Source organism: Sphingopyxis sp., assembly GCF_035565275.1.
In the GTDB taxonomy this organism is placed as follows: Bacteria; Pseudomonadota; Alphaproteobacteria; order Sphingomonadales; family Sphingomonadaceae; genus Sphingopyxis.
In genome coordinates, this window is sequence record NZ_DATMST010000012.1 from 1 (window position 1) to 13,230 (window position 13,230).

12 protein-coding genes and 1 tRNA gene are annotated in these 13,230 nt (G+C 60.2%); 12 read left to right on the top strand and 1 reads right to left on the bottom strand.

Translation table 11 applies throughout. The annotated features are described in order from the left end of the window. Positions 1–75: 75 nt before the first annotated feature. The 11 genes from VN047_RS00695 (at position 76) to mobF (ending at position 11,443) form a co-directional block, all read left to right on the top strand. Positions 76–765, top strand: a complete 690-nt coding sequence (locus VN047_RS00695) for an ankyrin repeat domain-containing protein (RefSeq protein WP_325539005.1) — start codon at positions 76–78, stop codon at positions 763–765. Further along, entirely contained in the window at positions 762–1,232 is a 471-nt protein-coding gene (locus VN047_RS00700) for a nucleoside deaminase (RefSeq protein ID WP_325539007.1), read from the top strand. The genes VN047_RS00695 and VN047_RS00700 overlap by 4 nt, the downstream gene beginning before the upstream one ends. Before the next feature lie 7 nt (positions 1,233–1,239). Beyond that, a complete protein-coding gene (locus tag VN047_RS00705; protein ID WP_325539009.1) occupies positions 1,240–2,466 on the top strand; it encodes a cyanate transporter in 1,227 nt (408 codons plus the stop codon). 160 nt (positions 2,467–2,626) lie between these two features. Then, positions 2,627–4,006 (top strand): MFS transporter, encoded by a 1,380-nt coding sequence (locus VN047_RS00710; protein WP_325539011.1) that lies wholly within the window; start codon positions 2,627–2,629, stop codon positions 4,004–4,006. Between the two features lie 137 nt (positions 4,007–4,143). Further along, a tRNA-Gly gene (locus tag VN047_RS00715) sits at positions 4,144–4,218 on the top strand. A 192-nt stretch (positions 4,219–4,410) separates the two neighbouring features. Next, complete coding sequence (locus tag VN047_RS00720) at positions 4,411–5,265, top strand: hypothetical protein (protein ID WP_325539013.1); 855 nt, start codon at positions 4,411–4,413, stop codon at positions 5,263–5,265. A 178-nt stretch (positions 5,266–5,443) separates the two neighbouring features. Continuing rightward, positions 5,444–5,617, top strand: a complete 174-nt coding sequence (locus tag VN047_RS00725; RefSeq protein ID WP_184101351.1) for a helix-turn-helix domain-containing protein — start codon at positions 5,444–5,446, stop codon at positions 5,615–5,617. A gap of 62 nt (positions 5,618–5,679) precedes the next feature. Next, positions 5,680–6,207, top strand: coding sequence for a hypothetical protein (locus VN047_RS00730; protein ID WP_325539017.1), 528 nt, complete (start codon positions 5,680–5,682; stop codon positions 6,205–6,207). 207 nt (positions 6,208–6,414) lie between these two features. Further along, complete coding sequence (locus VN047_RS00735) at positions 6,415–6,783, top strand: hypothetical protein (protein ID WP_325539019.1); 369 nt, start codon at positions 6,415–6,417, stop codon at positions 6,781–6,783. Further along, positions 6,780–8,663, top strand: a complete 1,884-nt coding sequence (locus VN047_RS00740; protein ID WP_325539021.1) for a type IV secretion system DNA-binding domain-containing protein — start codon at positions 6,780–6,782, stop codon at positions 8,661–8,663. Before VN047_RS00735 ends, VN047_RS00740 begins: the two co-directional genes overlap by 4 nt. Further along, positions 8,663–11,443 carry a MobF family relaxase gene (mobF, locus tag VN047_RS00745; RefSeq protein WP_325539023.1) on the top strand — a complete coding sequence of 927 codons (2,781 nt, stop codon included), beginning with the start codon at positions 8,663–8,665 and terminating at the stop codon, positions 11,441–11,443. The genes VN047_RS00740 and mobF overlap by 1 nt, the downstream gene beginning before the upstream one ends. Positions 11,444–11,476: 33 nt before the next feature. Here mobF and VN047_RS00750 read toward each other — a convergent pair whose 3' ends face one another. Beyond that, positions 11,477–12,121, bottom strand: coding sequence for a hypothetical protein (locus VN047_RS00750; protein WP_325539025.1), 645 nt, complete (start codon positions 12,119–12,121; stop codon positions 11,477–11,479). 179 nt (positions 12,122–12,300) lie between these two features. Here VN047_RS00750 and VN047_RS00755 point away from each other — a divergent pair, with 179 nt between their 5' ends. Next, positions 12,301–13,221 carry a nucleotidyltransferase and HEPN domain-containing protein gene (locus tag VN047_RS00755; protein WP_325539027.1) on the top strand — a complete coding sequence of 307 codons (921 nt, stop codon included), beginning with the start codon at positions 12,301–12,303 and terminating at the stop codon, positions 13,219–13,221. Positions 13,222–13,230: the final 9 nt, after the last annotated feature.

Here is a 13,230-nt window from a genome sequence, read left to right on the forward strand (position 1 = left end):
AGGGACCAGTTGAACATTTAATTTCTAAATATGACTTGTAGCTAGTATTTAATCAACAAATTAGGAGCACTGCCGATGCGTCAAACAATATTCAGCTTGAGTGCCTTGGCATTGATTGCAGGGACATTAATCATGACCGAACCAACTTTGCCGGGCCACCACGCAGTTGCACATGCGCAAAGTTCTCTCATTGAAGCCGCAGCTGCGGGTAATCTTGCTGCAGTCAATGATGCTATCAAAGCAGGTATTGATCTAAACGCGCGTGGCAGCCGGGGCGAAACCGCCCTGCTGGCCGCCACCCACGCCAATCATGTCGATGTCGCTCGTGCGCTTATCGAAGCGGGCGCAGATGTGAATGCCAAGGATGCAATCAAGGATAGCCCCTATCTTTATGCAGGTGCACGCGGTCATCTCGAAATCCTCAAGCTCACACTCTCCCATGGTGCCGACCTCAAAAGCACCAATCGCTATGGTGGCACGGCGCTGATTCCAGCGTCAGAACGCGGTCATGTGGAAACCGTACGGACATTGATTGAAGCAGGCGTGAAGGTTGATCACGTCAATAATCTCGGTTGGACCGCTCTTCTCGAAGCCATCATCCTTGGTGATGGTGGGCAGCGTCATGTCGACATCGTGAAATTGCTGATTGATGCGGGAGCAGTTGTAAATCTTGCCGATAATGATGGCGTTTCGCCGTTGCAACATGCGCGTCAGCGCGGTTTTGCGCCTATGGTGGCGATGCTGGAAAAGGCTGGCGCGAAATGAGTGTGAACCGCGCATTCCTCGATCAGGCAATCGCGCTCGCATTTGAAAATGTCGAGCAAGGCGGACGCCCCTTTGGTGCAGTTGTCGTGAAAGACGAAAATGTCATCGCCACCGGCGTCAACCGGATGCAAGCAGACTGTGACCCGACCGCCCACGCCGAATTATTGGCACTGCGCGCAGCAGGCAAAGTATTGCAATCACCGCGTCTCAATGGTTGCAGTGTCTATGCAAGTGGACAGCCCTGCCCCATGTGCTTTGCTGCGATGCGCATGTCGGGCGTGGACAAGATCGTGTTCGCCTATTCAAACGATCAGGCTGAACCTTACCATCTCTCGACTGCAAGAATTGCCGAAGAACTTTCCAGGCCTATAAGCGAGCAAACCGGCATCAAGGTTGAGCATTGCTCTCCTGACGATGGCGAACGGCTCTATCGCGTATGGCAGGAAAAAGAACAGTCAAAACGCTAGATAAAAAATGCATCTCTCCACAACAGCGCCAGCTGGCAAGCAAGCCAGTCCAATCGCCCTTATCATCCTCGTTGTCTTGATCGGGCTTAATCTCCGGCCTTTCCTCACGGCACCGGGGCCGGTTCTCACGGATATCGCGAGCGATACCGGAATGGGCTTTGGCGCGCTGTCGTTGCTCACCTTTTTACCGATGCTGTTGATGGGGCTTGGTGCCTTTGTCGCGCCGCGCATTCAATCCTTGATCGGCACGCGGCGCAGCATGTTCACAGCGCTGATGGTGCTTGCAGCAGGCTCGGCCCTGCGTGGCTTTGTACCAAACGGCTTCTCGCTGGTGCTCACTGCCGTCCTCTGCGGTGCAGGCGTTGCCATGATTCAAGCAATGATGCCGGGGCTCATCAAGGCGAAATTTCCAGCAAATATTGCAGCCGTTACAGGTCTTTATTCCGCAATGATCATGGGCGGCGGCGCGCTTGGTGCCCGTTTGACACCATGGCTGGCGGGAACCGAACATAATTGGCGTCTTGCACTTGCAGTTCTCGCAATTCCAGCGGTCGTGGCGTTGCTCGCAGCAATACCAATCCTGAGTGAAACGGCCTCATCCGGTTCAAACACGGGCATAACGATCAAGCTGCTTCGACGCCCCCGAACATGGGTCCTGATGGCAGCCTTTGGGCTGGTGAATGCCGGTTACACGTCGATGGTGGCCTGGCTTGCACCTTATTATCAGTCGCTCGGCGTCGAAGCCTCGGCAACAGGCAATCTGGTGGCAGTCATGGCAATTGCTCAGGCGCTCTCGGCCTTCGGCCTCCCGCTTCTTGCACGACGCAGCATCGACCGCCGGCCTTGGCTCTTTCTGACATTGGCCATGCAGGGCATAGGATTTGCGGGTCTTGCCTTCACCCCACAGCTTTCCCCGATGTTCTGGTCTGCCATTTGTGGAGCCGGTCTCGGCGGTAGTTTCGCGCTCGCAATGATAACGTCGCTCGACCATCTACCGAAGCCGGAGGAAGCCGGTGCGCTGGCAGCCATGATGCAAGGCGGTGGCTTTCTGATTGCCGCCCTCGGCCCGATTGCCACAGCATTCCTGCACAACCTGACCGGCAGCTTTGCTTCCGGCTGGATCATGCATCTTATTTTGGTTGCAACTATCTGCCCGCTTTATCTGAGCTTCAATCCGCGACACTACGCACGCGTGATGAGCTTCGCAATTGCGACCGAAAACAGCACACAATAGCGTTACCTGACCCTTTTCATGGGTTAAAGACGATGTTTTGCGCGAAATTTAGGAGTAGACACCTTGCTGACCTACCCAATACGGATAAGGTTCGCAGAGTTCTCTCGCATATTCGCAGCGCAATGATCTGTCGCTCGCCACCCATATAATTGGTCGTGAAATGAAGCATGAAACGGTCGTCAAAGAAGGGTCATTCGTAGCACCGGATGGTCTTCCCAAGCCGCGCATTTATTGGGCGTGGGCAACACTCATGGTGGGGCTGACCCTTGCCGTCATCGATGGCACCATCGCCAATGTCGCGCTTCCGACCATCGCTGCCGACTTTTCCGCAGGCCCCGCCGCGTCTATCTGGATCGTCAATGGCTATCAGCTTGCAATTGTCATCACGCTTCTGCCTCTGGCAGCATTGGGTGAAATTTACGGCTACCGCCGCGTTTATCTTTTGGGCGTGTCATTGTTCACACTTGCCTCGATTGCCTGTGTTTTCTCCCGCTCGTTGGAGGCGCTGACCATAGCGCGTGTCATTCAGGGCTTTGGCGCTGCGGGCCTGATGAGCGTCAACACAGCATTGCTGCGCTATACGGTGCCACAGGCCAGGTTCGGCACGGCCATCGGTCTGAATGCGCTCTTCGTTGCCGTTTCCTCGACCATCGGCCCCACCCTTGCGGGAATCATCCTGCATTCGCTCAGCTGGCCGTGGCTTTTCGTCATCAACATTCCGCTTGGCGTGCTGGCGGTCGCAATGGGCATCAAAAGCTTGCCCGACAATGAACGCTCTTCACGCCGCTTCGACTATCTGAGTGCGGTTCTCAGTGCGCTCGCGCTCGGATTGCTGGTGACGGTGATCGATAGTGCAGGTAACGGCGTCGAAGCTGGCTGGCTTTTGTTGCAGGCCGTGGCTTGCGTGTTCGCTGCAATATGGCTTATCCGCCGTTCACTTCGCACCAGCGATCCGCTGTTACCGCTCGATCTGTTGCGAATTCCTGTTTTCAGCCTGTCGCTCTGCACATCGATCATGTCATTTCTGGCGCAGATGATGGCCTTCATCTCTCTGCCGTTTCTGTTTCAGAGCGTTTACGGCTTCAAACCGATCGAGGTCGGTTTCCTGATAATGCCCTGGCCAATTGCGCTGGCGGTCGTCGCGCCCCTATCCGGTAAGCTCTCAGACAAATATTCGCCCGCAACACTGGGACTTGTTGGATTGGTGATCTTTGCGACAGGCCTGACCTTGGTTGGCCTTCTGCCAGAACAGCCGACTATTCAGGATATCTGCTGGCGCATGGCAATTTGCGGCATTGGCTTTGGCTTCTTCCAGGCACCAAACAACCGCATGATTATCACCTCTGCGCCACGTGCCAGAAGTGGCGCGGCAAGTGGCATGCTCGGAACAGCGCGATTGATGGGACAGTCACTCGGCGCGGCCTTCGTTGCCTTCCTGCTTGCCCATTGGGGGATCGCCAATATCCCGAACATCTTGCTTGTTGCAGCAGGCTTTGCTGCGTTCGCCTCCATCATCAGTATCGCGCGGCGCAAGCGTTAAAGGCGGAATGGATCAGCCTGTGAATCTTTGCAAATATCTTAGTCGAAACATCAAATTCCCTGTTGCAATCCCGAAATGCTTAGTCCATATAGCGCTTGCCTAACGGAAACGACTTCTCTCAGAGAAGACTGGCGCGAGCGGGTGTAGCTCAGGGGTAGAGCACAACCTTGCCAAGGTTGGGGTCGAGGGTTCGAATCCCTTCGCCCGCTCCAGTTTTCCTAACATTATCAATGACTTGCGTTGCACTAAGCGCGACGTCTGCCTTCTGGATTTCGGCTGGGCTACCACCGGGCTACCACGTATAGAGGCTAGTTGCCGACATCCGCTGGCGCCCCGCAATGGTTGCGCAAGCATTTGTATCAGCAATGCAATCAGGGCATGTAGCCATCTCTCGCTAGGAGAAGATGGTGGACGACCGGAAGGAAGTATTGCCGCTCCGCATCGTCGCGGGTCGCTTCATCAACACCGATGAGAAAATCGGACTTGCCGAGCTTGACCGCATCACCGCGGATGCCTCGCGCGCGATCCGGAACCAATATTGGATCTGGACGGTCTCGTTCATGACGACGGCAGCAGTAACCGCCGGCTCCGTTCTCGTTGGCGGGGCTCTTACAATTGGCGGGATGCCGGGCGCGGATTTGTCGGCTCTGATCGGACTTGGCGGCGCTGGGTTGATGGTTGCGGAAGGAGCATCGTGGCGCGTATTCCAATATGGCGGGATGAAAGCGAGATCGCCTCAGGATCCTGTGTACGCGGACCGAGGGGACAAGGCCGTTTTAAATCTGGAACGCCTGTTCGGCATTCTCCAGCTCGAGTCGACGCCGCGCCCCTTCTACTATGCCCGCAACGGCGCGCGCCGATACGTCGACCATCGCTATTTCTTCGGAAAGCTTCGCGCCGCGCATGTAGCTAATGACAACGCGATCCGCAGCGCACTCTTCGGTCCCGTAGGTCTCTGGTTCGACCGCGAACTATTCCTCGAGGCGGACATCGACAAGCTTATGGCCGACGCCAAAGCGAGGCCGAATCGCGCCGGAGCGCCCAAGAAATATGATTACACGGACGCGGTTATCTCGTTGATCGAGCATCCCGAGGTGCGGAAGATCGACATAAGCAAGAACCGCGGAAATCAGACTCGAATCGTCGAGCTGCTGGAAGATTGGTATGACAGCCGCCGCCGTGAAGCCCCGAGCCGAACGCAGCTTTCCTCCTATGCAAAGCAGATTCTGGAGACGATCGCGAAAAATCGTTCATCTTAATCTGGCGCTGAATTACCGAGGAACGACGCATTTCCGCGCGTTCTGTTCGACGGCAATTACCGGGGAACAGTCGCGAACGGCGGATTCCCGATACATCCGCATGCCGTTGGAACTGCCGACGATTAGCTGCAAATGATCCTGTCGCCCGCCGCATCGCGGCACTCCAACGGAGGCGACAATGGATGAACTCGCATACTCGATTAACCGCACGGCCAAGGCGCTCGGCGTCGGCCGGAGCACAATCTACAAGCTCATCAAGACCGGCCAGGTCGATGCGCTGAAGATCGGCACGCGAACGCTGATCACGACCGCATCCATCGCGCGGCTCACCGAGGCTCGCCCCGAGACTTGATGCCGACGCGGCGAATTGCCGTCTGCGCAGCCCGATCACCTCTCGATTCAGGAGGACATGACATGTCCGTTCTTCGCAACGCTCTCGCCCGCTTCTTTTCTTCGAAGCCCAAGCCCGACATGCACATCGACGCCGATGTTCAGACCGCCATCTACATGTGGCCGATTATCGAAAAGTTGCTCGCCCCCGGCGAGGATGGCGACACCTACCGCGCCGCAATCAATTTCTGGCGCTACGCCGAGCGGCCGCCGCTAGCCACCTACGATGGCGATGGGAGCCACTGTCATATTGATGGTCCGCTTCAAATGGCGGGCGATTTTGATCTTCCCTTGGGCGGAGAAATCTTCAGTCGCGGCGTCACGATTGATCTCGATCCCTTCGAGGCGAGCGACCTTCGCGACCATATGCGGGCCGCTATCGAGCGCGCTATTCTCGCCTGGCTTGCGGACAATAGTCGCCGCGCATTTCCACCTTCGAAAAATCCTTACGACCGCCAAACAGCCGACCGCGAAGCCAAGGCGATGATCGCCGACTGGGTCGCACGCAGGGAAGCGAAGTGCCATGTTGCGGAGGGTCCGGATCATGTCTGAGCCGATAGACTTTCATGCAAGGTTGCGGGGCCGCGATGCTACGCATCGGACCCGTAATTTGGATACACACCTCACGCACAGGTGCATCCAGCTTTTCCGCCACTTTTCGAGGGTGCGATCAGAGTACGCTCTGCCATTGCTTCGCCGAAGCGACGCTTTTCCGCCAAAATCGGAGGGTGCGATCCGCACCCTCGTGGAGGTGGCGTGATGAAGACCGTCCAACATTCCATCCGCCTGCCCGCGGCGCTCGATACGGCGCTTCGCGCGCTGGCCGACCGGGAGGGCAAGACGGTTTACGCGATGCTCCGCCGCTGCGTGAAGACAGGGATCGACGGTCAGGTAAATCCCACCGTCAGCAGCTCAGACGATCACGAACTGGTCGCGGAGGTGGCGTCGATGAGCACGCGCCTCGCCGATATCGAACGCCTGCTCGACCGCACCTTGCACACGGCCTGCGCCGCCTATTGCTACGCGCGCAGCGCAGCGATGGGCGGCTGCAAGAACGACGAGGTCATCACCGCCGAGACGCAGCGGGCTTATGACCGGCAACGAGCGGCAGCGGAGGAACGGTCATGAGCGAGCCTCACGATCTCCGGCTTCATGCCGAGACGCTGCGGCGTCATCTTCGCTACAGCCAGACGCGGCGGTTCAAACGGCATGTTGCCGTCATGCTGTCATCGATCGCGCTCGGCGGTTTGGCGGCACCCTATCTGATGCTCGACCCGAGCATCCTTCGGGACACCGGCACCCATTATCACGCGAAGATGCTGTCATGGTTTGCAGGCGACGGCGGCGACCCCGGGATAGTGATCCGTTATGAGGGAAGGGACTATCTGACGCCCGCTCGCACGGTCGCGACCGATCCTTATTGGGTCCGCCGGGCGAGCATCGCCAAGTCCTTTATTATGCACGGCGGCATGCTGGGGTTTGTCGTGTGGCTGTCCGGCTTGTTCCTGCTCCGCGACGTCGCCGCGCGCAGGCGCGAACGCGCGCTTCGCGATCACGTGATCGACGGCACCAGGGTGACGAGCGAGAAGGAGCTTGTGAAGCTGGCGCGAGCCGAAGCCGGATCGCATCCTCTGGCGATCGGTCCTGTCCCCTTTCCCCGCCGCCTCGAAACCCGGCACATGGCGATGGTCGGCACCACCGGCAGCGGCAAGACGACGGTGCTGCGCCAGATGCTCGACGGGATCGCGGCGCGCGGCGAAGCCGCGCTGGTCTATGACACCAGCGGCGAGTTCATCGCCCATTATTACCGGCCAGAATGTGGCGACATTATCCTCAATCCGTTCGATGCCCGCTGCGTCTATTGGTCGCCCTTCGCCGAGATCGCGCATCCGGCCGATGCCGATCGCATCGCGCAGCAACTCGTCACCGAGACCGGGAAGCAGGACGACGACGTCTGGCTGGAAACCAGCCGCATCCTCGTCGCTAACATGATCCGTGAGTTGTGGAAGGAGAAGAAGTGCACGCTGCCCGACCTGCTTGAAGCGCTGCAGAAGATGGACAAGGACAAGCTCAAAACCTGGCTTAAGGACACGTCGTCGGCGCGCACCTTCTCGGACGACGCCGACCGCGCCACCGGCAGTGTGCTCTTCATGCTCGCGAAGGCCGCGAACCTGATCCAGTTCCTGCGGATGCCGGAGGAGGGCGAGAAGGCCTTTTCGTTCCGGAACTTCATCGCCGGCCTCGACGAGACGAAGGGCGCCAAGCCCTGGATCTTCGTGCCGCGGAAGGAAGAGCAATTTGCGGCGCTCAAGCCTCTGATCGCCTGTTGGCTCGAATGCGCCGCGAGCGCGATGCTGGGCCTTGCTCCGTCATCCGACCGCCGCGTCTGGTTCCTGCTCGACGAGCTTGCCGACCTGCCGCGTGTAGACAATCTGACTCGCCTGCTGCCCGAGGGACGCAAGTTCGGGGCGGCGGTCGTGCTCACCTTCCAGGGCGTCGGCCAGATGCGGCATCGCTACGGCGACGACCTTGCCGAATCCATGCTCGGCTGCTGCAACACCAAGCTCTTCCTCCAGATGGGCGACGGCGAGTCCCGGCGCTGGGCGAGCGACACGATCGGCACCTGCGAGGTCGAGATCCAGACCATGACCGGCGCGCTTGGCGAGGGCGACGACAAGCCGCGGATGACGCTCGGCCGCCAGCGCAAGACCCGGCCCGCCGTGTTCGAAAGCGAACTCCGCCTCGCGCGCTATGAAGGCTATTTGCTGTTCCCCGATGGGCTTCCCGTCGCGCGCATCGCGCTCACCGCCGACCATATTGAGAAACGCGGCAAACCGCGCCAGCCCGCCTTCGTCGCCGCGAACCCGGAGACGACCCTTTGGCACCGGTCGATAGCAGCGCCTGCGCTGGAGAAAGCCGAGGACGCTGCGCCGCCAGCGGCGGAGAAGCCAAAACCAAGGAAGAAGCCGCCGGCACCCCCGCCCGCAGACGATGGCGGGCCGATCTGATGGTCGCGTCGGTATCGGCGCTGACCAGTTCGGCGCAGGCGAGCAGCTATTATGAGGCCGACGATTACTACGCCGGAGGCGGGCTGTCGCCGTCCGAATGGCAGGGCAAGGGCGCCAAGGAGCTTGGGCTATCCGGCGATGTCGATCGCGACCAATTTCGGGAATTGCTCGACGGCAAGATCGCGGGCGAGCAGCTCGGCACGGTGCGCGACGGCCAGCTTGAGCATCGCCCTGGTTGGGACGTGACACTCAGTGCGCCCAAGTCGGTGTCGATCATGGCCGAGGTCGCGGGCGACCGGCGGTTGATCGAGGCACATGGGCAGGCGGTGAAGACCGCGCTCGCGCATGTCGAGACGCATATGGCCGCGACCCGCGTTCGGCATGGCGGCAGCGTGGCGCGCGAGGCCACCGGCAATCTCGTTGTCGCGAGCTTCCAGCATGGCACGAGCCGGGCGCAGGACCCGCAGCTTCATACCCATAATGTCATCATGAACGCGACGCAGGGTGAGGATGGATCGTGGCGCAGCCTGGAGCCGCGCGCGATCTATCAGCTCCAGAAGCAGATCGGCGCGATCTACCGGCAGGAGCTGGCGGTAAAGGTCCGTGAGCTCGGCTATGAGATTGCGCCGGGCAAGGAGTCGATGTTCGAGATCAAGGGTGTCTCGGCCGAGGTGATGGGCGCGTTCAGCACGCGCAGCGCCGAGATCGAGGCGGCGCTTGGCGAACGCGGAACTTCGCGCGAAGAAGCCAGCGCTGCTGAAAAGCAGGTGGCCGCGCTCGATACGCGGCAGGCGAAAGTCGCGACCGATCATGGCGCGCTTGTCGCCGGCTGGCGCGAGACCGCCGATCGGGCTGGGTTCAATGCTGAGGCCCGGCTAGCGCTGATGCGCGAAGCCGAAGCCAAGGCCGCGAACGGCGCTCATCTTCCCGATCCGTCGGTTGTTGACCGTGCCGTCGCCCATGCCGCAGACAAGCTCGGCGAGCGGCAATCGGTGTTCTCGGTCGCGGCGCTCCACGAGGAAGCGGGGCGGGTTGGGCTTGGGAAGGTCGGCTATGCCGAGATCGGCGAAGCGATCGGGCGTGCGGCGAAGGAGGGAGAGCTGATCGACCGCACTTTCCTCGACCGGCGGGGCGCCGCGTTTGCCGGGTTCACGACGAGGCAGAATATCGCGGCCGAGAAGACATTGCTTCGTATCGAAGCGCACGGGCGCGGTGTGCTCGCGCCGATCGCCTCCCCGCTCGCTGCCGCCAAGGCGGTCGCGGGCGCGGCAGCGCGGGCGGAGCGGTCCGGCTTTGGCTGGAACGCTGACCAGAAGGCCGCGACCGAACAGCTCCTTACTAGCCGCAATCGGATCACCGCGGTTCAGGGCTATGCCGGGACCGCGAAGACGACGACCGTGCTCGCCACCTTCGCGCGCGAGGCCAAAGTTCGCGGCGTGTCAGCAGTCGCGCTGGCGCCGACCGCATCGGCGGCGATGGTGCTCGGCGAGGCGCTCGGCACGCGCGGCGATACTGTCGCGCGCCATCTGCTCGTGCCGGAAGGTTCGGCGCCCGGTCAGCCGGTCGCGTGGATCGTCGATGAGGCCTCGCTGTTGTCGGCGCGCGATACCGCCCGGCTGTTCGACCTTGCCGAACAGCAGGATGCGCGGATCATTCTCGTCGGCGATGTGAAGCAGCTCGGATCGGTTGAGGCCGGCGCGGCATTCGCGCAGCTTCAGGGCGCCGGCATGGAAACCGCGACGCTCGGCGAAATCGTCCGGCAAAGCAATGCGGCCACCAAGCAAGCGGTGCTGGCCTCGATAGAGGGCGATGCGAAGAAGGCGCTCGCCGCGCTCGATCGCGGTGGCGGCCAGATCATCGAACATGCCGATCGCACTGGCCGCTTCGCCGCCATCGCCGACCGCTATGCCGGGCTCGACAAGGCGGCGCGGGCGCGAACGCTGGTCATCGAACCCTCGCGCGAAGGGCGCGATGCGTTGACGGCGAACATAAGGGCGGCGCTGGTCAGGTCGGGCTCGCTTTCCGGTCCCGCCGTCGCCATCGAAAGCCTCGTCAACAAGGGGCTCACCCGCGCCGAGGCACGCGACCCGCTAAGCTATGATCGAGGCGATGTCGTGCGGTTCACCCGCGATTATGCCGACAAGGGCGTCGCGCGGGGCGAAGCCTATCGCGTCGAGGCGGTCGATGCGGCGAAGGCCGCTATTGCGCTCAAATCCGAGGATGGGCGCGAGGTCGACTGGCGGCTCCGCCAATGGGGCGCTGGCAAGGTGCAGGCGTTCGCGACCCAGAATATGGAGCTGAGGACCGGCGACAACATCCGTTTTACCCGCAACGATCGCGAGGCCGGGCGGATCAACGGCGCGCGCGGAGAAGTCACGGCCATCGACGAGCAGGCGCGGACGGCGACGGTCATTGGGGCTCGCGGTCAGACGCAGACCCTCGACCTCGACGCAGCGCGCGACCGACATATCGCCCACGCTTATGTCGATACCGCCTTCGCCGCGCAGGGACGCACCGCCGATCATGTCATCATCCACGCCGACAGCAAGGCGACCAATCTGGTCGACCAGAAGAGCTTCTATGTCGGGATCTCGCGCGCCAAGCAGTCAGCGACGATCTTCACCAATGACCGCGTGAAACTGGTCTCGGCGATCACTGAACGCGCTGGCACCGTGCAGACTGCGATTGCCCTAGCGGCAATGCCTCAGCCCACTGCCGCGAATGCGAGCGCGTCAGGATTAGCGCAATCTCTGTCTTCCCGTTTCGGCGCTGGACTCTAGCGTCTTCGGCAGGCCAACGCATTTCGGTGCGACTTAAACTGGTTCGCCAAGCACCCTATTCGTTTCACCGACAAGCCCGCTCTGCTGCGGCACTTCGCCTGCGTAAGGCGTGGCGCCTTCAAGTTCCGCGATTGCCATTTTACACTCGTGCGCAATGTTCGCCGTCACTTCGGGAAAATTTCGCTCATCCAATGGGTGGAGTTCGCCTTCCTCATTCGCATCGGTCCAGAACCGAAGGTATTCGTCGATTACAAATTGCACGCGTCTCACTGCAGCGCGGTGAACAAACGACAAGGCTTTGGCGTGAGCGAGCGCCTCTTGGGCAATCGCGTGAACGTCCCCAGCAGTTTCCGCAAGGACATAGAGCTTGGGGCGATAATCTTTTGGCCACGGCATATTGGCTCCGGGCTCTGCTTTTTGCGCCGAGACCGCCTTTTCAAGAAGCTCTTCGTATTCAGCAACGAGCAGCGAAATTTCTGCATCTCTCTCGATGACCTTGCTTCGATCCGCCAGCCACGCCGCGCCACCGATCGTGGCTGCGGCGCCAATAATCGCTCCGACCAAGGCAAAGAGTGCTTCCTGTTTGATGCCGAATATGACCATGAAGCTCAACGCGAACCCGGCGGCACCCGCGCCAATGGCGATTAGGCAGATTTGAACGACATCATCTCGCTTCACGAAATCCTCCTCCAGCGATCTACTTAAGTCAGTAGATATTCTGTTAGTCCTGACATCTGCATACGGAAGCAGCGGCACCAATTCGTCATCACTTAAATCCGGTCCTTGCGCATGAATAGGCAAAATGCAGACCCGATTGCCCTTGCTAAAGCAGCCAAAATTCTCGAAGAATCGCGATAATGCGTACCGACCTAGAACACCTTCCTGCCGCCAAGCAGCGCGAGCTTGAACGGATCGTCGAGACGATCTTCGATGAGTTTCGGGTCGCCACCGAGAATGCGACGGGACCCCGCAAGGGTGCGCGTATCCTTAAGATCATATTGTTCGGCAGCCATGCGCGGGGCGACTGGGTCGACGCGCCACTGTCGGCGAACCAGTATAAATCCGACTATGACATCCTCGTCATCGTTAGTCAGAAGGAGGTGACAGACCGTGCCGCTTATTGGGCGACCGCCGAGGAACGGCTCATTCGCGCCTACACGATCGAAAAGACGCTCCATACGCCGGTCAACTTCATCGTCCACAGCTTGCACGAGGTAAATGACGGGCTCTCGCATGGACGTGTCTTCTTCATGGAGGTAGCGAAGGACGGTGTCGCCCTTTACGAAGCGGATGACCGGGAGCTGGCTACGCCGAAGCCAAAGACGCCGGAACAGGCGCTCGAAACGGCGCGAGAATATTTTGAGGATCACGTCGCCAGCGCGGCAGAATTCCTTGAAGGCTACAAATTCTACATGGGGCGGGAGAGCTGGAAGAAGGCCGCCTTCCTGTTGCACCAAGCTACCGAAAATATCTACACCTGCGCCTTGCTGACGCTCAGCTTCTACTCACCTTACAACCACAATATCGGTTTCTTGCGCTCGCTTGCCGAAGGGTTGGATCGTCGCCTCTACGGGATATGGCCGGAAGCGACGCATCGCGAGCGCGCCATGTTCCAGAAGTTGAAAGAGGCGTACACGAAGGCAAGGTATTCAAAACATTACAGGGTCAGCGAAGAGGAACTCACCTGGCTCGGTGAGCGGGTCGAGGAACTCGGCCGTGTGGTCCATCAGGTTTGCTCGGACAAGATTGTCGAGCTTGAGGCGGCGGCGCGCCGATAGGCGATCGGT

Coding starts and splice junctions, on each gene's coding strand:
- VN047_RS00735 (WP_325539019.1), top strand. CDS start 6,415: ATGAAGACCGTCCAACATTCCATCCGCCTGCCCGCGGCGCTCGATACG.
- VN047_RS00710 (WP_325539011.1), top strand. CDS start 2,627: ATGAAGCATGAAACGGTCGTCAAAGAAGGGTCATTCGTAGCACCGGAT.
- VN047_RS00720 (WP_325539013.1), top strand. CDS start 4,411: ATGGTGGACGACCGGAAGGAAGTATTGCCGCTCCGCATCGTCGCGGGT.
- VN047_RS00740 (WP_325539021.1), top strand. CDS start 6,780: ATGAGCGAGCCTCACGATCTCCGGCTTCATGCCGAGACGCTGCGGCGT.
- VN047_RS00700 (WP_325539007.1), top strand. CDS start 762: ATGAGTGTGAACCGCGCATTCCTCGATCAGGCAATCGCGCTCGCATTT.
- VN047_RS00730 (WP_325539017.1), top strand. CDS start 5,680: ATGTCCGTTCTTCGCAACGCTCTCGCCCGCTTCTTTTCTTCGAAGCCC.
- VN047_RS00725 (WP_184101351.1), top strand. CDS start 5,444: ATGGATGAACTCGCATACTCGATTAACCGCACGGCCAAGGCGCTCGGC.
- VN047_RS00695 (WP_325539005.1), top strand. CDS start 76: ATGCGTCAAACAATATTCAGCTTGAGTGCCTTGGCATTGATTGCAGGG.
- mobF (WP_325539023.1), top strand. CDS start 8,663: ATGGTCGCGTCGGTATCGGCGCTGACCAGTTCGGCGCAGGCGAGCAGC.
- VN047_RS00755 (WP_325539027.1), top strand. CDS start 12,301: ATGCGTACCGACCTAGAACACCTTCCTGCCGCCAAGCAGCGCGAGCTT.
- VN047_RS00705 (WP_325539009.1), top strand. CDS start 1,240: ATGCATCTCTCCACAACAGCGCCAGCTGGCAAGCAAGCCAGTCCAATC.